Raw genomic sequence first — 16430 nt, 5'->3', positions numbered from 1 at the left:
TATCGTAGCTATGTATTTTTTCGTTCTTACGTATTCAACGTAACGTGTATTGTTTCTTAATTATAACGGCGTGGGTTTCGTTGTACAAGTTATTTCCTGATTATAGGCACAAAAAAAGAGCCGCCTCGGAAGGCAGCCCTTTGTTTATTCGTTATGCTCCCCCCTCTACAGCCTGCGCCAATCTGCGATTTAAGAACGCGGAGAAGCGTTCCATTTCGGATTCGGTAAGCGACGGGCCGCCTGCATAGTTGACCGTCAGGTAGACGTTATTGACGCCGGACTTTCCTGCGCGATATACTTCTGCTTCCGGTCTTGGCAAAACTGTTTCCCCTTTGTGCAACTTGTAGAGCATATTATCCCGGGGTACAAAACGCTCGCCGTGAAATGCTGAACCATCTACGCCGCTATCTCCGCCTGGAATAAGGTTCTGCGCCCATTTCGACATGGACGGCAGGCTAATCTTCGGCATTGAGAAGCTAGTTATTTTACTTGTTAATGACTCCCAACGCCCTTTTGCGTCTGAAATAAAGTCGAGTAACGGCTGGAAGAAATTCTTTACTTTTTGCTTAGCTGCGTCCATTGCGCCACTGATTTTCGACTTTATACTGTCCCACGTTTCAGCCGTTTTTTCCTTCAGCGCTGACCACTTGTCTTTGATCCACGTCCACAACTCACCTGCCTTCGCCTTGACGATATCCCAGTTTTTATATAGCCATACGCCTGCCGCTACTACCGCGCCGATTGCAGCGATAATCCAGCCGCCAGGGAATAATAGCATCGACAATCGTAGTATCGTAAATGCAGTCTTCGCGAGTTTAAATGTCTTCGAAAGTACACCGAAGACGCTAATTGCTCCTTGTACTAGCAACACCACGGTCCCGATAATCTTAAACGCTGCAAACGCCGCCGCAACTCCGAGAATAGTCGGCTTGATGACGCTCCAATTATCCACGATAAAGACTGCGATGTTTTTAATCGCGTTGCCAACGTCTTTCAATACGACTAACGCACTCGATGCAAACTCCATAATAGCCGCGCGGTTCTCGTACAGCTTCGTCACGCCAGCGCCAAATGACTCAAACATCGATGCAAATGCCGTTTGTGCCTCAGACTGGAACTTCGCGAAGGACGAACTCTCCATAAACGCCGTTAGTTTATCGACCATCGGCCCGACCGAAGTGAGCGCCGCTTCGCCTAGCTTCCGGAATGCGGCCTGAACCGTATCCGTCAACTTGTTCCATTTTGCATATGTCGTGTCGTTAACCGTGCCGAGATATTCCGTAGTGATGCCAACGTCGTTCAGAATCTTATTTAACGCCGCCAGTTTCTCCGTCTGTGAAGCCGCCTCTTTCAATGGAGCCAACTGGTCACTCGTCAAGTTAAAGCGGTCTTTAATCGAAACTAAGTCGCCGCCTAGCGCTTCCTTAATCGCAAAGCCTGCACCCTCGAAGCCTTCCATCGGATTTAAGTACGACAGCCGCTCGGTTAATCCGACCATTTCTTTGATCTGATCCGTATTCTTCGTCAAAGTCGAGAATGATTGCGTTGAACCGAGTACATCTTGATAGGACATAACGGAGTTCATCGCTTTGTTTTCGATAAACTTCGTTAGTTCTTCGGCCGCCGCTTGGTCACCTTTGAACATCGCCTGTAAACTTACGCGGTTATAGTCGACTTTCATCGCTTCTCCGACGGTTGCGTTGAGGAGCTTTTGCGCCGCGTAAACGCCTCCGATAGCGCCTGCAAGCCCCGCAACAGCTCGCGTTGCACTGCCTGCGCCGGATTTCATCGACGATAGTCCTTGCGAAAACTGTTGATTTGTGTTTTTGGCGTTTTCTGTAGCGATTTTCAGCGAGTCCATTGTTTTGCGGATGTTTTTCATAGGACGCGAAATTTCATCTCGAAGACGGAGTACAGCTGTCAGGTCCATTGCCATTATGCACCGACCACTTTCTCAATAGCTTCGGCAATATCCGTTACCTTTGCACCCATCTTCTCGATTTCAGAAAAATCAACAAGGCGCTCATTATACGCCAATGCGAAAGCACGAACAGCCTCGATTTGTAACAATGCAAGCGCTCCAGCCTTCGCTGTCTTCTCGTCAAGGCTGCGCGACATTGATTCGAACACTAACTGGTGATTTGTAACACGAGCGATTTTGCGCTTACTGATTCTATCTTTCTTCATTCCGTTTACAACAGCTTGTGTATCGCTCATTAAGTTCATGATTTTTCTCCGATTTAAACTGTCCATTCTCTCATCCCCTTTGTTCATAAATAAAAAAGCAGCCCGCGTGGGGCCGCTCTTTATGCGCTGTATGTTGCGAGATACTTTTCTTTTAGCAACGAATAACGTCCGATCGTTTCTACTGTTTTTCTAGCGCAAGCAATTTCGAACAACTTAGACAACTCATCCGCATCGACGCGAATGTCATCCACGCTGATTTCATTGAGATTTTCGCCTTCAATTTTCGCTAGTAATGATTCATCGCCTGTGATGACGATTTGTCCGTTTTCACTGTGTAGAATTTTCAAGTATACGACCCCTTTTTTGTTTTTTTGCGTGAAAACGGCGCCGTGTCTTCGTTCCGAGGCGTAAGGTCACGACGCCGGCTTGCTTAACGGAGGTTGATGCGGTCTGACTTCCCGGTATGTCACGCCGGAGCCATTCAAACCCGCAGTTTTTTTCTTATTCGTATTCCGCGCTCAGCAAGGATTCTTCCATTGATATCAGCGATGTATTAACGTTTGCCGCACCCGGATTAGCTGCGAAGTAGGCAGCCGGATTTTCAAAACTCTGCTGAGCCGTTAAGCTGACTGTCGAAACATTGTCGGTTACGATAGAACTCCAAAAACGACCGTTGCGCAGTGCCTCGGCCGTCTCCATTGCTTTTAAAGCCTCGACTCCTTCCGGTCCGCGAGCTTTGGTTTTCGTTTCTTCAAATAGATCATTGAACTTGTAACGGGTTGGCATGTCAGCTTGTCAAATTACCGGCGCAATAAGAGAAGAAAACTCATGGCGGACGCGATCAACTAAAGCCTGCTCATCCGTGTTGGTAACAAAATCGGAAATCATTTGAAGCGCCTTTTTCGGATCACTCAGCATGACTTGCGTTTTTAATTCACCGAAACTCTTTTCCCAGCGAGCTGCTTTTTCCTCATCAACCTTTGGAAGCGGAGCATATGCGATCTTGTCAGCTGCTTTATAGGCATCATCCAGGTACTTACGATAAAGACTGACCTGGGATTCCGCGAGCTTCATAACCTCTATTTCTTTACGCTTATTAAGTGCGGCGATCAGTTTATCCTGACCTTCCTGCGTCAGTTCACGGCTTGATCGTATCTTTCCGGCTTCCTGATCGTATTTCTGGCGCCAAGCGCGGTAAATGCCCGTTGCTTCGTCTCTAGTTGCATGAGCCTTGTTGATTAGTTCTTTAATTTCTACGATTGTTTTTCCCATATTTATTAACTCCTCTTAGTTAGTTGTGTTTAACGATTGTCATTTTCATCAGCTTTTCGCGAATTTCGTCCGCTAGTAAATCAGCTAAAATAAAACCTTGTTTCTTGTAAATTTTCGGCGGTTTCCGTTTTTGTCGAGCCATTTACTGCTTCCCTCCTGTGATTTTTAATGAGTGAAGATCGCAAGCCTTAAACGGAGACAGTACTTTATAATATTGGGCTCGTGCATCCGAAACTTCTCGCTGCTTTTCTTCTGCAAAACGATTAAACTCGGCAACCGCCTCTTTTTCCGTATCTTTCAAGTAATCCGAAGATGTAATTAACACCTGCATTTTTTCGTGCATATCATCCGCCGCTCGGATAGCCGAGTCTCTAAGGCTGGTTAACTTGGACATTTCCTTTTCAGTTCCGGTGCCGTCGCGTCTCAGCTGATCGATTTCTTTCTCTAATGTGTGCGCTCGTTCTGCGAATCCTGACCACGCCCAGTAAAGGCCGTAGGAACCAGCGTCATGTACCGCTTTTTGCTTTTTATAGAGCTCTAATTTCTCCATCAGTTAGCCTCCCATTTAACAACGTTGCTGCTAGACAAGTACTGAATACGCCGCTTTGAAACATGCGGACCAACTTTTAGCCAGCCCACTCGATTATTTTTCGTGATTTTTACTAGTTTTGCGTTACGATTGACGCTCTCACAGACTGTTATGTGCATCCTGACCGAACCTCCATGTAAAAGTGTGTGTATTTGACAGATTTTCAAGGCGAAATGGCATCTCAGACGGGCTTTTATTACGTTTGAATACTAGCGGTAGGGTAAGTTATAAAACTGCTTAAATCGCTTTATTTTCACGATTATCTGCCTTCACATTAAACATCCTTTCAGCCGACCTCCGCTGCTCAATCGGAATCTTAAATTGAACACCAACAAGACGGTTTCCCTTGAAGTAATCCGCTAATATAATCCAATCCCGCTTATACCGCTTGATTCTGCGAATGAGGTCGCGATCCTCTGTATAGCCGCAGAGAAATCCGGTTTCAAACTTCCAAAGCTCGTTGTTCACCCAGTCGCCTCCTCTGCAGCCCATCCGGCCATAATTTTACGAATACGCTCGTTATTCCACTGGCGCTGTTCCTCTACAAATTCAGCCAGTACATTGCGGTAAGGAACGCCCCGACGCGAAGCCACTTGATGCATAAGCTCGTCCGCTTCTCGATGTCTTAGCCGAACCTCAAGAAAGTCGAGGAAATCACCGTCTTTCTTTTCCTGGTTACAACGGGCACATACCGCGGTGCAGTTGGAAATCGTATTCGGATGTCCTTTGCTCATTGGCAGTAAGTGTTCGAGGGTAAGCCGGTCTAGTCGATTGCAATAGCTACAGCGGCCGCCTGAGATCGTGAACAGATACGCCACATCATCGGCAGTAAGATCGCTGTACACTCCGAACTTGGCGGCTTTCTTTGCGGCATTACGTGCTGCAGTAGCCGCAATATTTGCTTTCGAGTGCATACGCCACTTTGCGCTCTGGCGTTCACAGGCGATACAGTAATGGCGGCCTGGATTATAGAATTCCTTTAATCTCTTCGTTTGGTCACAGCGGCTACAATGTTTCGTTTTCATCTCCCTCATCATCATCACTCCTCATCGTCTTCGTTTTTACCTCTCGATGCCCAATCGTTTTTCAATTGCGGCGATCGCGCGGTCTACTTCCTGCTGGTTTTGGAGACCGGCTCTTTTCAAGTCAGCCAGAACCGCGAGATATTTGATTAGCTCCATGTTTGTCAACGTCTCCACCTCCGAAAATGCCGGTTCCTCAATTACATAAAATTCCACCAAAAACGCTATTTACTTTACAAAACAGGTATGATAATATGATAATGGATAATTATTTTCATTTTGATTTATAGAGCCGAAAAAATATAAGTTCGTCATCAACAGAGATTTTCTCCTCTAATCGATACCGAACCGCATCTGAAATATTGCGTCTTTTATTCTCAATCGCCGCTACAGTGCTCTCGGAAATACCGAGGTAGGATCCGAAAGCAGACTGAGACATCCTTTTGGCTAAGCGGCAGTTTTTGAAGATAGAAGCATCCATTCATTTCCCTCCTTTTCCGTACACGAAGCCCCAAAAAAAAGAGCTTACTATGTCTCACCTATATAGGGAATTCTGCAGGGTATAGCGGCACATTCTTTCTTTGGCCACTCAATCTTTGCCGCATTTACAAACTTCGGCTCATCGATAACCTCCGAAATGTGACGGGTAATAACCGGATACACTCTCCCATCATCTTCCCGCACCTTTTCGCGCCCTTTAGTCCGGTAATTAAACGGCTTTTTATCAAACTCATCCCGTCCAACGTACGCCGGCTTTAGTTTACCGTTCATGCGCACCTTATCATGCTTCGAATCTTGCTTGTAAATCATCCATTCTAGGTTATCCGCAGAACGAGCGCCTTCACTCTTGTTCGATAGCCACCACATTTCATACGGATTGTAGAAGCCATATTCGAGGTCCATACGCTGACGGTCGCCTTTCCGACGAGTCTCATCCTCAAGACCGAGCACTTTCTCGTTATAAGCAGACCGGTTGCGCAGTCGATTCTTGAAACGGCCACACTGAGCGCCGCAGACTTTGGCCATTTTGTTTCTACTGCGGTCAATAAAGTTCGACTGGCAAATCTCGCATACTCTAACGCGCTTCTCCTCGTCTTCGGTTAGTTCGCCCATTTCCATAAAGTCGCGCGCCCCTTCACCCAACGGCGGCACCTCATCGTCAATCTCCAGCTTTCCGTCCGCATAATCTTTTCGCATCAAACCGAGAGCATGATCTTCCGCTAAAATGTAGTCTGTCAGCAACTCTACGGAAGATTTAACACGCGGCATCGGCATCATAACCTTCCGGGCAGGCATCGTGTGCTTGTAGCCCGGCTTTTGCAACGCCACAAAAAACTCCCACATTTCCTTCGCCAAGCTGTCCGCAATATCCAGACGCTCAAGCAGCCCTTTATTAGCCGAATGCAGTTCGTAATGCTGCGGATACTTATTCGGGTAGGAGCTTGCAATCATTTTCGCCATTTCTTCGTAACCTAGTTTAGTCGTTTTAGCTGCTGGTTGTTTGGATGCTTTAGTCGTTGTCATGTACGTTCCCCCGTTTTAGTTATTTTGGATGAAACTAGCAATTTCTTCGTTCAACGCCTGTGATTCCGCAAAAACAAAAACTAGCTGACCCCTTACCTTACGGCTCGGCTCGATGTCTACGAGCTGAAATCCCCTCGCCAACAAATGCCGGGCGATCCGCAAGCTCAACACACATTTCTGCTCCACCATAACCCCTCCTTAAAGTTCGTAATTACTCCATTCGTTGAGTAGCCGCCGCATTCTCGACGACGGGATATAAAGTTTGATAGACTCGCCATTCCTAATACAGCTGCGCCAGACCCACTGCAGCAAGTCCGAAACCGCAAGCAAATCTTCATTTACCGTGACGCCGTTATCCTGGAAGAACCCCCTTTCCTCCGGATTCATAAAGCGATTGTAGGCGTAAATGAGCGTATTCCGGTCTGCATACTGATTGGTAGCGCGGGCATTTACAGCTACGAATCCTTTTGAGTAACCTCTGCCAGCGAGCTCATAACGATAGTCTTTCAACGTCGTCCACATGACGTCTGTAGACTTCGCTTTGGCAATCCGTCGAACATACGAATACATACTCCTTTTCATCACCTCAAAATCTTCCGGATCCCGACGTGACAGCCAGCCCCGTGCAAAAGCAGTCCGACCCTCTCCGTGACGGTTGTGGTCGCCATCATAAAGGTCAATCAACTGACGCAGTTCCGGACGATTATCTGCTTTCGTATCATGCTCGATCAGCTGGCCGGCTTTAATGCTTTTAAGCTCATACGGTACCTGAAACAGCTCGAAGTAATACTTCTGAATCTGCGCCGGAAACAGGTAGGTCATGACGTAAACCTCGCTGAAAGCCCGGAAAACCTGCGAAGGAAACGCCCAAACAAGGAAACTATCACGGTGATAAAACAGCGTGCCAGCCCGCGCAAGCAAGCGAATGTCATCAAAGCGACCGGAATCATACTCCAGTTCACTGGCGACCCACTCGACGCGATTGTTTTCAATGCGGATGAAACTCTTATCGATAAGAAGGCGCATGTCCGCCTGGGAAACGGACGCTCTTGTAATGACGTCCATAACTTCGTCCAGCACCAGGACATAATCCGACGCCATAAGCAGATCAATTAACTCATCATCCGCCATTTCGAACAGCGCGTGCGTTGCAGCAATGTTAGCGCCATCCTCTACTAATCGCTTTAAACTCGTCAGCTTACGACCGCCCTCAACAGCGTTTGTCGGCGAAAAGAAGGTGCGATTCGTGACGGATTTTTTCACCCGTTCCACTTCGTCGAGAAATGGGGTAATGTAAATGAACTTCTTTTCCGGAGAAGCTTCGTTAATGTAGTCCAGCATGAAAGTCGTTTTCCCTGCGCCCATTACCGCATCGATCACTTTTACGTTTTCCATCGTAAGTCCCCCTTTTAATTCCGATTAATATTGTCGGTAATAACCCCATTCCGCTTAGTTACGCGTGCACTTTTTACTACCTTCTCTTTAAGGAAATCGTTTAGAAACGTTGATATGGCGCGGTTTATCGAGGGTGGCGTGCACTTTTACGTGCACCGTTTGACTAGCGCTTATTAACTTCGCAGGAAGATCACCTGCTCAGGCAGCCGGGCAAGCCGTCTGCAATATCCCTTTTCGAAGGTTTTCATACGATAATAAGAACCTACGATAATAGAGATTCAAGGACATGGCGGTTTTCCATGGACTTGGCGGCTGCTCTTTGCCGCGTGGTGTGTTCATTACGATTCCTCCCGATTTATTAGTTCACTTTATAAAGGCGTTTAAATTTGTCGTATCCGGTGTTATAGCGTGCAGATACCCACTCGTTGCCGCCTGCGTCTGGATGTGCCTTCGCACGAGCTTTCCGAAATGCGCGATCAACCTCTTGCACAGTTGCGGTTTCCGGAAGACCTACCATTGCAGCGAAGACAGCGAGCCCATTATCGACTAAAGAACCCCAGCTTTTTAATTGCTCCACCTCTTTTCTGTATGTTTCCGCTCCCAAGTTCCTTTACTGTAACTGCCATTTATACCGCCTCCATATCGATTATTGTTTCGCCGTCAACCCGGACAACCACACGGCCGACTTCGTTTGTGAATTGTTTCAGCGTTTCTAGCGCGGTTTCATACTGACGTAGAGTAGCGTCGTCTGTATTGCGTATGATGGTGCTATAGTTACGCAAGTATGAAAACCTTTGGACTAACTCCCGCACTTCCGAAGAGAACATCGCAGACATTGCCCGGAACTCTGTTTCGTCGTCGATCGGCGCCGTCCTCCCTTCCCCGCCAAGCTCCCCGTATATTTCACGATAAAGTTCGAGCTCGGCAGCGGTCTTTTCGTCGGTTACTTCGATGTATTCCGTTTTAGGCGACTGTCGTGCGGCTTGCTCCGCTTCCTTAAGCGCCTTTTTAACTTCGCGTAACTCACGGACGGTCATTTCGTGAACGTGCTTTTCGACTCCGTTGACGACGTGCGGCTGGTCGCGTGATTCTTCCGACATGGTTGCGATTTCATATAATACGTTCAATCCCAAATCTGACGACGTCGTCATTTTTTCATCTGTTAATTCGTTCACGACTTTCATAAATCTGTTCGCTTGTCGGTAAGGTATTCCGGCAGATTGTTCGACCCATTCGGTAAATTGTCCGTGCGCCAGGTCGTTCTCCTTAACGTGTTTCAGTCGGCGCCCGATTTCGAATATAGCCTCGCCTGCGACCTGCTTGTAAGCGTTGATTTCCGCTGTGATTACGTTTATGTCGGTACTTAATGAAACGGTAGCGCCGCCCTTCTGTACTTCAGTCATTTTCGCCAATCCTTTCTTTCGTGTATTTGGCGTAGGTTTAATATGCGTTCGGCACGCCCTTATTTAACGTATTGCATGAACAACGTTCTTTGTTGTGAAATGCCGTCCCGGTTTTGGACGCAATGTTTTATCTCGTTAATATTGGCTCTTGTTATTAATGGCTATAGTTAGTGTTACGTGTAGCCATGTTAGCTCTAGCCGTGTGCTCCTACGCGTCACTCGGCTGTCCATCGAATATTGCGAGCTGACTGACCGGTAGTATTGTGTATCTTGCGTTCTCCCAGCGTTGCGTGTCGTTTGACCGCGCCTGCTCCTTAATGACGACCGGCCGCCCCTGCCAGCGATAGTCACATAACGATTTCACACGTCTGTTTGCCGTTTCCCTTCGGATATTCAGCGCACTAGCGATTTGGTATTGCGTCGGATAACATCGACCCTCTGCGTCCATAAATGAAGCTAGTACGCAAAGTGTCTGCCATCGTTCCGCCCCCATGTCGGCGATCAATCCGTTTTTAACGGCTGATACGTACATCTTTACGAAAATTCGCGTTTCTGACTTGCCGCTGGTGATATCGTATTCCTGCTGCGTCTCTACTGAAACGAGTTTATTGTCGGACAATTTACCGCCCCTTTCCGTGTGACTTTTTCGCCTTACACTTATTAAAACCGTTTGCGCCCGCCCGTTTGGTTCATAAAATCGAAAATAATTTAAAAAACCTTTTCGCCTTACACCGTATTTGTTGCTCGTCAAATCCGTTTCGCACAATTTTCCGCAAACTTTTTTCGTAAAAACGTAAAAAAAAACGCCGATTGGCGTCTTAAATTTCGCATATACGTATATATCGTTGGGCTAGCCGTGTGTGGGGACGGTTTTATAAACTTTTTTCGCATTTACCGTCGCCGCATCGCACGCAACCGTAAGCATTCCGCTTTGACGTGCCTTCTACGCAACAATAATTCGAGCATTTCCTCCGAATACAATTCCGGTCTACACCGCATACCTAGTTCGTTTATACGGCGATCAATGCGCTGATTCTCTTTGCGATGATACTGAAAATCAGCTTCGATAGTTGCGTTATCCATAATCATAGCCCGTTCACCTCCGCGCAGCCAAGCGACCCTGTAGGCGTGTAGCCGAGCAACGCCGTCATTTGCTGCGGTGAAAGAGTCGCGATGATTGTTTCGCTTCCTGCGGTGCACACGTTGTAGAATCCAATTACCGTGCGTGTGTAAGTGATTTGTTTTGTCATTTTGACGACCTCCACTTCTTAATTTGACTACATAAAGTTGTCGATAAACATATATTAAACCGACTACATAAAGTTGTCAATAATTTTTTGACAACTTTTTTAAGTCAGAAGCGTATACTTGAATAATAAATATTAAGGAGGAAAAACTAATGCGTATTAAATCAAACTTAAAAACTATTCTCGACGAGAGAAAAATGTCAATTCGTGAACTTGAAAGAAAAACCGGTTTAAAGTTCGAAACTCTCCGTCGCTTATACAATGACACTACAGTTCAATATCATCGAGATGCTTTAGGAAAGGTATGCACAGTTTTAAATATTAGAATTTGCGAACTATTAGTGTTAGTGGATGAGGACGTTGAGGAAGAAATACATATGTAAACATAGAAAAGCCCCGTCTAATGCAGACGGGGTGCTTCTGTATTACTTTACGTGATTTTTATAAAGTTCATAAATACCAAGTTGAACAATTTCATCGTCATCTATATTGTATTTTTCTTTAATTTTTTCTAAGTAGTAATCTGTTATATCAGATGATACTTCAACGTTTAAGTTCTTCTTATTTCTTGCCATTGCTCTTAATGTTGATATCCAAGCGCCAATTTTATCAGTTTTCTTTGTTCGTCTGACTCCTCCCTGTATTTGCTGTCTTTCTTGCACATCATCGCTTCTCTTATACCAACATTCTCCGTCTTTGCCGTAACCTTCTTTTCTTAACCGATCCTCGATTGTACGCCTGCTTCTTTTAAGTATCTTCGCAATCTCTTCGGTCGTCTTTCCTTCTTCAAGCATTCTTACAATTTCCGGTGTGTAATCATAGTCTTTCAAACAAAATACCTCCTACGTAACTCTACGTAAATCACTTTACGCAAACGTATCGTACCAAAATACGTTACGCATTTCACTAGTCCAAATTATTCCACGTAAGCATTTACGTAAATTTTATCTTCACTTTATGCGTGAATCCACACTTATTAACGAATATAGTTATCCGATGGTAAAATATGGTCAAAGAGTTTTTTTGTTGCGCGCAAATTCCGTGCACCAGTTGCGGGTTATCCGATCGGGGTACTCTGGGGGGTCAGCGTAAATAAAAAAGCAACGGTCACTTCGCCGCTGCTCCTTTCTCTTCGTATTGTTTAACAAGCCGATAAAACTTCGTCTTCTTTACGTCAAGCAAGCGCATGAACTCGACAGCCTTTACTTGATCGGCTTTCCAACGCGGGTACACGTCAGCCCATACTTTACGCTGTGCATCCGTTAATTCCTCAACAGGACGACCTAGGTGCTTGCCTGCTTTCTTCTCGCGGTCAATGCCTTCACGCTGGCGCTGCCGGATATTCTTACGCTCCTGCTCAGCTACATACGCCAATAACGATAGGAACTGGTCTTCCATTAGCTTGCCCATATCGCCCATTTCACGGAATTTGCGGCTGTCGAATAACGCCTCGTTCTCAAGCACAATAATATCAGCGCCAATTTCCCGTGTGATATAGCGCCATTCAGCAATGACGGCATCATAGTTACGGCCCAGGCGATCTAGCGCGTCAATATAAACGAGGTCACCTTCTTGTAATGCCCGGCGCAGCACCGTGTATTCCGGACGATTAAAGTCCTTTCCGCTGGCCTTATCGACGTATAGATTGCGTTCTGCTACGCCCTTTGCATTTATTTTATCGAGCTGGCGCCCCTCGTTTTGATCCTTTGAGCTTACCCGTACGTAACCGAATACCGTCATTGTTATCGCTCCTTTTTCATCGTTAACATAAGTATAAACAAAACGTTCGTTAAGGTCAACGATAATTAAAGAACGTTCTATAATTAATCCCCGAACTTAAAGAACGCTATTTTATATACTAAATCGGTCATTTCCGATTGTTCCGTAAGGTATACCTTAGAGAACGAATAAAAAAGGACTATAACGGTTGCCCATTGTAGTCCGAACAGGGATAGAAATGTCTTCTTAGTTTATTCCGAATGATAATTATCGCGGCGGCGTAAGCCCCAGTGATCGCTCAAATCGGAAGTTTTCGGCACCCCCTGAGTTTTTCAAAGGCGTCCGTCTCGCGACCTTCCTGCCGGTGAAATGCACACTGATGCACAGCGATTTATTACGTATTCGGAAGCTAAGGATTCCGTTATTTCGCCGTTCAAAAAGTTTCCCATGGGTCTGCTTTTGGGTGTGCATGCCGGTAAAAACTGAACTATACTGCAGCGTCAAAATGTTCCGAGGGTCACGCGCCAAGACCTCGGTGCAGGTAAAACGTATAAAAAAGTGTAATGGACGCCCTCCAAAATGTTCGTAAAAGTGTCATTTTGTAACTACCCTTTAGATCGCTTTGAATGCCGATAAAAGCTGTTGCAACGCCTTTGCATCGCCTGCCAACGCCATTTCCGCATGTGTCCGACCCTTTGGTACTGTCTTGCGCAAGTATGAGCGGAGCATTTTACCTTTTTCATACTGGAAGTCCTTGCGTTGTTCCCAACGGTAAAGCTGCATGCGTGATATACCGACGAGCTCCGCAATTTCTGTGCGGCTCGGACGGCGGTTGCGGCCAGGTTTCTCGTCATAATATGGCTTTATCATAAGTTCCATTGCGATGTAATGTCGTTTATCCAGCGGCGGCACCTGTGAAGGCTGTTTGCTGCCCTTTTTCTTACGTTTTGTCATCCATTCAATACCTCCTTTAGCGGTTTGTATCAACTATGCTAAGAAACCTAATCAAGATTGTTCTAAAACTCCTCCTATAAAGAAGATTACATGGTAAAATAGTAATTATTTTCATATTAAATAGACTAAAAGGTTAGAAAGGTTGTACACATCATGAATGAATTATGGCTTAGCATAGGTAGTTTAATAGTTGGTGCACTTGTATCGCACTATTATTATCGACGATCTGTTAAAAAGAGCTCCTTAACCCCATATATTCAGTTCTCTTCTGCTCCTTTACGCGGAATAGATTCTACTGTACGCAAGGCTCTCTCAGTTAAATATCAAGATCAGGAAATTGAAAACTTATATGAAATTCAATTTTTAATAGCTAATACAGGTGATACGACAATAAGCAATATAGCGGAACCATTGTCTTTAACACTGCCTGATGGTTGCAGATTATTGGACGCCCATATACTTCACGTAAGTCCTGATGGCCGCAAAGTTACGCTAAATTTTAATAATGATAAAAATGTAATAGAGTATAATTTCGCCTTATTAAACAGCGATGACTTTTTCATTACTAAATTATTGATTAATGGAACTCCGAAAACAGAAGATTTTGCTTTTTCAATTGCAGCAGAAGAGTTACCACCTGTATTAAAAACAGCTTATTTATCACATGATTTAATTGGGCATTCAGAAGAGAAACGAGAATTCGAAATAGAACTTCTTGTTATGGGACTGGCTTTTTCCTTACTTGGTTTATCTATATTTAAAGTGGTTATTGATAATATCTCTCCTCTATTTTCTGGCAAGTTTAATTTAATAAATTTTATTTCAAATTTAGGCTTTAGTGAATTTGCTTTATTTTTAACTTCTATTGCAGGACTTTTTTTCACGTTGCTTGGAATTTTACTCAGTATAGGATCTTTTACAAACTTTAGCTTTCCAAAACAAAAAAGAAAATTTATAGTACCCAACGATAAAAAATATTTAAGATATGGGAGATTCCCTTTTGATTATCTTGAATCCCATAAAAGAATTGGTTAAGACCTTATTAATTCTCTCTAAACTCCCTTGATACTATATCTAAGGGTTTTTTGTCTTTATTATATTTTGTCTTATTGGGAGAGAACTGTTTGATATCTAAAGTCCTTTCTAACTACTGTTCTAACAGTAATTCTCTTGTCTTTTTAATAACTAAAAGATCCAGAATGCGATCAAACACACTGCTGTAATAACCAGCAATGTTGCGAATACGCTTCGTTTTGCACGCCATTACAGATGCTCGTAACGCTTCATATCCGGCATGTTCAACGTCAGCTTCTTCAAACGCTCCGTACTTAGTCATTGGCGTTGAATGCGCCTTATACACACCAAATAAACGACTAACGAGCGCCTGGTCGCCTCCGATAGTTGACGCAATAAACTCCTTAAATCGACGGTAAAACGGGCGGCACGGCGAAGCCCCATACGTATTCTTTAGAACTTTTTTAAGTTTAATAGAAGAAGCGGTTTCCTTTTCCGTTTTACTGGCTTCCGGCTTACTCTCACAAGGCTCTGCGTCTTCCTGCCGGCTGGACATGCACGGTTGGACAGTATATATATTTGCGCCCTGACCACCGCTGACAGGCCGTGTTGTAACGTGCTTAACAATAGCGCCTAGTTCGGCCAGCGACTTTAATGCCCGGTAAACAGTTTTAGTACTAACGTTAATACCAACAGCAATAGTAGCGGCTTTTAAATGTGCAGCGCCAGGATACTTTACAGCGTAATTGCTGACGAACCAAAGCACGCGAAATTCAGTCGCTGTAGTTAGATTGCGCCACTGATCGACGTGATGATTCAATTCCTGCACGCTGTCGAACGTTTTATATTCAGATAGATATAGCGTCATTTTAACGGCTCCTTTACGAAGCCACACAGCACACACGTTCTATCGAATAGACAGACAGGCAGTATTTGCGTTAATCCGAAATTTTTGATAAACTGACGTTGCGTAGGCGTCATTTGGTAACTCTTTAGTTTCGGCTAACGGGGTGCTGGATGGCCCTTTTTTTGTTTTAGCGTAATCTAGTCCGGAACTTCTTCACCGGCGAAAACTGATCGTGCTTGATACGTACATCGTCGGCAGTCATTTGAACGTAACGGCGTGTCATGTTTATCGAACTATGTCCAAGCAAGCGCATTAGTGTATAAGGATCGCCACCGTTTAAAATGTAATTGCGCGCTGCTGTATGCCGCCATGTGTGCGCTGTTGACCGAATCTCTTTGCCCACTCCCGTTATATCCCCGTAATACTTCAAGCGCTTATTCATCTGCGTATCCTGCACCTCGTCACCGTAGCAGGACAAAAATACCTTCTCTGCGTGCGGAAAATGGATGCGGTTCTCATCGATTAATTCCATAAGCAACTTAACGGTTTCAGCGGATAACGGAATAATCCGGACACGCCGGTTTTTATTAAAACGGGCTGCCAGCGTAACGGACCGGGTTTTTATGTCTATATCCTCCGGCTTTAGCGATAACAGTTCATTCATGCGCATCGCCGTATCTAGCAGTGTCCATTGAAAAACGTAGTCACGGAAGCCAACGTAACTGCGCTGATCGCAGGCGCCGAGCAGTGCTTCGACCTGTTCATCCGTAAATGATTTGATTTTATCCTCGTCGACTTTTTGACAGCGGATATTATCCATTGGGTTCTTGCGCACAAAACCTTCACGATACCAAAAGTTGAACGCCACTTTCAGCCCTCTTATGCGCATATTGATCGTGGCAGCCGACAACCCCTTGCCCTGGTCCGTTTGGATGTACTTGTGTCCTTTGTAACGCGGCGCCTCAACAGTAACGTAATGAATATAGGTGCGGCATATTTCCGTGGTGATTTCATGTACATACGTGACGTCATAGTTTTCCTCGGCGAGCCAACCGGTGAAATAACGCCACGTATTCGAATAGTCATCACGGGTTCTGTCGCGGATTCCTTCGCCTATCTTTGCAGTAATAAAGTAGTGGAACGCCGGTTCAAGTGCCATCGGTTGAATATCCGTTGAATCATTCGCTCGCTTTTCTACTTTCGTGCGTCTGCGTTTGATCGATCGTTCATCTGACATAACAAAAAACGCCTCCTAAC

26 protein-coding genes are annotated in these 16430 nt (G+C 45.2%); 2 read left to right on the top strand and 24 right to left on the bottom strand.

The genetic code is table 11. The features are described from left to right. Nucleotides 1-151: 151 nt before the first annotated feature. The 19 genes from BTO30_RS03005 to BTO30_RS17165 form a co-directional block, all read right to left on the bottom strand. The gene (locus BTO30_RS03005) at nucleotides 152-1936 is read right to left on the bottom strand and encodes a phage tail tape measure protein (RefSeq protein ID WP_075397242.1); all 1785 of its coding nucleotides are present in this window, start codon (nucleotides 1934-1936) and stop codon (nucleotides 152-154) included. Next, nucleotides 1936-2253, bottom strand: coding sequence for a hypothetical protein (locus BTO30_RS03000; RefSeq protein WP_075397241.1), 318 nt, complete (start codon nucleotides 2251-2253; stop codon nucleotides 1936-1938). The genes BTO30_RS03005 and BTO30_RS03000 overlap by 1 nt, the downstream gene beginning before the upstream one ends. 53 nt (nucleotides 2254-2306) lie before the next feature. Beyond that, nucleotides 2307-2534: a hypothetical protein gene (locus tag BTO30_RS02995; RefSeq protein WP_075397240.1), complete on the bottom strand. Its 228-nt coding sequence runs from the start codon at nucleotides 2532-2534 to the stop codon at nucleotides 2307-2309. Nucleotides 2535-2688: 154 nt separating this feature from the next. Continuing rightward, a complete protein-coding gene (locus BTO30_RS02990) occupies nucleotides 2689-2973 on the bottom strand; it encodes a hypothetical protein (protein WP_075397239.1) in 285 nt (94 codons plus the stop codon). Between the two features lie 9 nt (nucleotides 2974-2982). Continuing rightward, the gene (locus tag BTO30_RS02985) at nucleotides 2983-3459 is read right to left on the bottom strand and encodes a hypothetical protein (protein WP_075397238.1); all 477 of its coding nucleotides are present in this window, start codon (nucleotides 3457-3459) and stop codon (nucleotides 2983-2985) included. Between the two features lie 19 nt (nucleotides 3460-3478). Continuing rightward, complete coding sequence (locus BTO30_RS17820) at nucleotides 3479-3601, bottom strand: hypothetical protein (RefSeq protein WP_281248577.1); 123 nt, start codon at nucleotides 3599-3601, stop codon at nucleotides 3479-3481. Further along, nucleotides 3602-4009 (bottom strand): hypothetical protein, encoded by a 408-nt coding sequence (locus BTO30_RS02980; RefSeq protein WP_075397237.1) that lies wholly within the window; start codon nucleotides 4007-4009, stop codon nucleotides 3602-3604. It lies immediately after the preceding gene. Nucleotides 4010-4285: 276 nt separating this feature from the next. Next, entirely contained in the window at nucleotides 4286-4516 is a 231-nt protein-coding gene (locus tag BTO30_RS02975; protein ID WP_245796316.1) for a hypothetical protein, read from the bottom strand. Beyond that, nucleotides 4513-5085 (bottom strand): HNH endonuclease, encoded by a 573-nt coding sequence (locus tag BTO30_RS02970; RefSeq protein ID WP_158023559.1) that lies wholly within the window; start codon nucleotides 5083-5085, stop codon nucleotides 4513-4515. The genes BTO30_RS02975 and BTO30_RS02970 overlap by 4 nt, the downstream gene beginning before the upstream one ends. Before the next feature lie 24 nt (nucleotides 5086-5109). Beyond that, complete coding sequence (locus tag BTO30_RS17815; RefSeq protein ID WP_281248576.1) at nucleotides 5110-5238, bottom strand: hypothetical protein; 129 nt, start codon at nucleotides 5236-5238, stop codon at nucleotides 5110-5112. Between the two features lie 106 nt (nucleotides 5239-5344). Beyond that, entirely contained in the window at nucleotides 5345-5551 is a 207-nt protein-coding gene (locus tag BTO30_RS02965; RefSeq protein WP_075397234.1) for a helix-turn-helix transcriptional regulator, read from the bottom strand. A gap of 47 nt (nucleotides 5552-5598) precedes the next feature. Next, nucleotides 5599-6594, bottom strand: a complete 996-nt coding sequence (locus tag BTO30_RS02960) for a hypothetical protein (protein ID WP_075397233.1) — start codon at nucleotides 6592-6594, stop codon at nucleotides 5599-5601. A gap of 15 nt (nucleotides 6595-6609) precedes the next feature. Next, the gene (locus tag BTO30_RS17175; protein ID WP_158023558.1) at nucleotides 6610-6780 is read right to left on the bottom strand and encodes a DUF5659 domain-containing protein; all 171 of its coding nucleotides are present in this window, start codon (nucleotides 6778-6780) and stop codon (nucleotides 6610-6612) included. A gap of 12 nt (nucleotides 6781-6792) precedes the next feature. Further along, complete coding sequence (locus BTO30_RS02955) at nucleotides 6793-7989, bottom strand: hypothetical protein (RefSeq protein ID WP_075397232.1); 1197 nt, start codon at nucleotides 7987-7989, stop codon at nucleotides 6793-6795. 198 nt (nucleotides 7990-8187) lie between these two features. Further along, nucleotides 8188-8328 carry a hypothetical protein gene (locus BTO30_RS17170; RefSeq protein ID WP_158023557.1) on the bottom strand — a complete coding sequence of 47 codons (141 nt, stop codon included), beginning with the start codon at nucleotides 8326-8328 and terminating at the stop codon, nucleotides 8188-8190. 19 nt (nucleotides 8329-8347) lie between these two features. Beyond that, nucleotides 8348-8593 carry a hypothetical protein gene (locus BTO30_RS02950; RefSeq protein ID WP_075397231.1) on the bottom strand — a complete coding sequence of 82 codons (246 nt, stop codon included), beginning with the start codon at nucleotides 8591-8593 and terminating at the stop codon, nucleotides 8348-8350. 22 nt (nucleotides 8594-8615) lie between these two features. Further along, nucleotides 8616-9392 (bottom strand): DUF3102 domain-containing protein, encoded by a 777-nt coding sequence (locus BTO30_RS02945; RefSeq protein ID WP_075397230.1) that lies wholly within the window; start codon nucleotides 9390-9392, stop codon nucleotides 8616-8618. A gap of 208 nt (nucleotides 9393-9600) precedes the next feature. Beyond that, the gene (locus BTO30_RS02940) at nucleotides 9601-10143 is read right to left on the bottom strand and encodes a helix-turn-helix domain-containing protein (RefSeq protein WP_342743373.1); all 543 of its coding nucleotides are present in this window, start codon (nucleotides 10141-10143) and stop codon (nucleotides 9601-9603) included. Nucleotides 10144-10477: 334 nt separating this feature from the next. Further along, nucleotides 10478-10642: a hypothetical protein gene (locus BTO30_RS17165; RefSeq protein ID WP_158023556.1), complete on the bottom strand. Its 165-nt coding sequence runs from the start codon at nucleotides 10640-10642 to the stop codon at nucleotides 10478-10480. Between the two features lie 149 nt (nucleotides 10643-10791). Here BTO30_RS17165 and BTO30_RS02930 point away from each other — a divergent pair, with 149 nt between their 5' ends. Then, a complete protein-coding gene (locus BTO30_RS02930) occupies nucleotides 10792-11022 on the top strand; it encodes a helix-turn-helix domain-containing protein (protein WP_075397227.1) in 231 nt (76 codons plus the stop codon). A gap of 42 nt (nucleotides 11023-11064) precedes the next feature. Here the strand turns inward: BTO30_RS02930 and BTO30_RS02925 are convergent, their stop codons facing one another. The 3 genes from BTO30_RS02925 to BTO30_RS02915 form a co-directional block, all read right to left on the bottom strand. Further along, entirely contained in the window at nucleotides 11065-11469 is a 405-nt protein-coding gene (locus BTO30_RS02925) for a helix-turn-helix domain-containing protein (RefSeq protein ID WP_075397226.1), read from the bottom strand. Between the two features lie 277 nt (nucleotides 11470-11746). Further along, the gene (locus BTO30_RS02920; protein WP_075397225.1) at nucleotides 11747-12379 is read right to left on the bottom strand and encodes a recombinase family protein; all 633 of its coding nucleotides are present in this window, start codon (nucleotides 12377-12379) and stop codon (nucleotides 11747-11749) included. A 591-nt stretch (nucleotides 12380-12970) separates the two neighbouring features. After that, nucleotides 12971-13312: a phBC6A51 family helix-turn-helix protein gene (locus BTO30_RS02915; RefSeq protein ID WP_075397224.1), complete on the bottom strand. Its 342-nt coding sequence runs from the start codon at nucleotides 13310-13312 to the stop codon at nucleotides 12971-12973. 153 nt (nucleotides 13313-13465) lie between these two features. Between BTO30_RS02915 and BTO30_RS02910 the strand changes: the two genes are divergently transcribed. Beyond that, nucleotides 13466-14347: a hypothetical protein gene (locus BTO30_RS02910; RefSeq protein ID WP_075397223.1), complete on the top strand. Its 882-nt coding sequence runs from the start codon at nucleotides 13466-13468 to the stop codon at nucleotides 14345-14347. A 112-nt stretch (nucleotides 14348-14459) separates the two neighbouring features. Here BTO30_RS02910 and BTO30_RS02905 read toward each other — a convergent pair whose 3' ends face one another. Together BTO30_RS02905 and BTO30_RS02900 are read right to left on the bottom strand one after the other, a co-directional pair. Next, a complete protein-coding gene (locus BTO30_RS02905) occupies nucleotides 14460-15194 on the bottom strand; it encodes a helix-turn-helix domain-containing protein (RefSeq protein ID WP_075397222.1) in 735 nt (244 codons plus the stop codon). Between the two features lie 166 nt (nucleotides 15195-15360). Next, nucleotides 15361-16410: a tyrosine-type recombinase/integrase gene (locus tag BTO30_RS02900; RefSeq protein ID WP_075397221.1), complete on the bottom strand. Its 1050-nt coding sequence runs from the start codon at nucleotides 16408-16410 to the stop codon at nucleotides 15361-15363. Nucleotides 16411-16430: the final 20 nt, after the last annotated feature.

The organism is Domibacillus antri (assembly GCF_001936625.1).
Taxonomy (GTDB): domain Bacteria; phylum Bacillota; class Bacilli; order Bacillales; family Domibacillaceae; genus Domibacillus; species Domibacillus antri.
Note: the sequence above shows the minus strand (reverse complement) of the source record. Positions and strands in the feature narration are given on the sequence as shown.

Excerpts from the sequence above, each read along its gene's own strand:
- BTO30_RS03005 (WP_075397242.1), bottom strand. The coding sequence starts at position 1,936 with ATGGCAATGGACCTGACAGCTGTACTCCGTCTTCGAGATGAAATTTCG.
- BTO30_RS03000 (WP_075397241.1), bottom strand. The coding sequence starts at position 2,253 with ATGGACAGTTTAAATCGGAGAAAAATCATGAACTTAATGAGCGATACA.
- BTO30_RS02990 (WP_075397239.1), bottom strand. The coding sequence starts at position 2,973 with ATGCCAACCCGTTACAAGTTCAATGATCTATTTGAAGAAACGAAAACC.
- BTO30_RS02985 (WP_075397238.1), bottom strand. The coding sequence starts at position 3,459 with ATGGGAAAAACAATCGTAGAAATTAAAGAACTAATCAACAAGGCTCAT.
- BTO30_RS17820 (WP_281248577.1), bottom strand. The coding sequence starts at position 3,601 with ATGGCTCGACAAAAACGGAAACCGCCGAAAATTTACAAGAAACAAGGT.
- BTO30_RS02980 (WP_075397237.1), bottom strand. The coding sequence starts at position 4,009 with ATGGAGAAATTAGAGCTCTATAAAAAGCAAAAAGCGGTACATGACGCT.
- BTO30_RS02970 (WP_158023559.1), bottom strand. The coding sequence starts at position 5,085 with ATGATGAGGGAGATGAAAACGAAACATTGTAGCCGCTGTGACCAAACG.
- BTO30_RS02965 (WP_075397234.1), bottom strand. The coding sequence starts at position 5,551 with ATGGATGCTTCTATCTTCAAAAACTGCCGCTTAGCCAAAAGGATGTCT.
- BTO30_RS02960 (WP_075397233.1), bottom strand. The coding sequence starts at position 6,594 with ATGACAACGACTAAAGCATCCAAACAACCAGCAGCTAAAACGACTAAA.
- BTO30_RS02955 (WP_075397232.1), bottom strand. The coding sequence starts at position 7,989 with ATGGAAAACGTAAAAGTGATCGATGCGGTAATGGGCGCAGGGAAAACG.
- BTO30_RS17170 (WP_158023557.1), bottom strand. The coding sequence starts at position 8,328 with ATGAACACACCACGCGGCAAAGAGCAGCCGCCAAGTCCATGGAAAACC.
- BTO30_RS02945 (WP_075397230.1), bottom strand. The coding sequence starts at position 9,392 with ATGACTGAAGTACAGAAGGGCGGCGCTACCGTTTCATTAAGTACCGAC.
- BTO30_RS17165 (WP_158023556.1), bottom strand. The coding sequence starts at position 10,642 with ATGACAAAACAAATCACTTACACACGCACGGTAATTGGATTCTACAAC.
- BTO30_RS02930 (WP_075397227.1), top strand. The coding sequence starts at position 10,792 with ATGCGTATTAAATCAAACTTAAAAACTATTCTCGACGAGAGAAAAATG.
- BTO30_RS02920 (WP_075397225.1), bottom strand. The coding sequence starts at position 12,379 with ATGACGGTATTCGGTTACGTACGGGTAAGCTCAAAGGATCAAAACGAG.
- BTO30_RS02915 (WP_075397224.1), bottom strand. The coding sequence starts at position 13,312 with ATGACAAAACGTAAGAAAAAGGGCAGCAAACAGCCTTCACAGGTGCCG.
- BTO30_RS02910 (WP_075397223.1), top strand. The coding sequence starts at position 13,466 with ATGAATGAATTATGGCTTAGCATAGGTAGTTTAATAGTTGGTGCACTT.
- BTO30_RS02905 (WP_075397222.1), bottom strand. The coding sequence starts at position 15,194 with ATGACGCTATATCTATCTGAATATAAAACGTTCGACAGCGTGCAGGAA.
- BTO30_RS02900 (WP_075397221.1), bottom strand. The coding sequence starts at position 16,410 with ATGTCAGATGAACGATCGATCAAACGCAGACGCACGAAAGTAGAAAAG.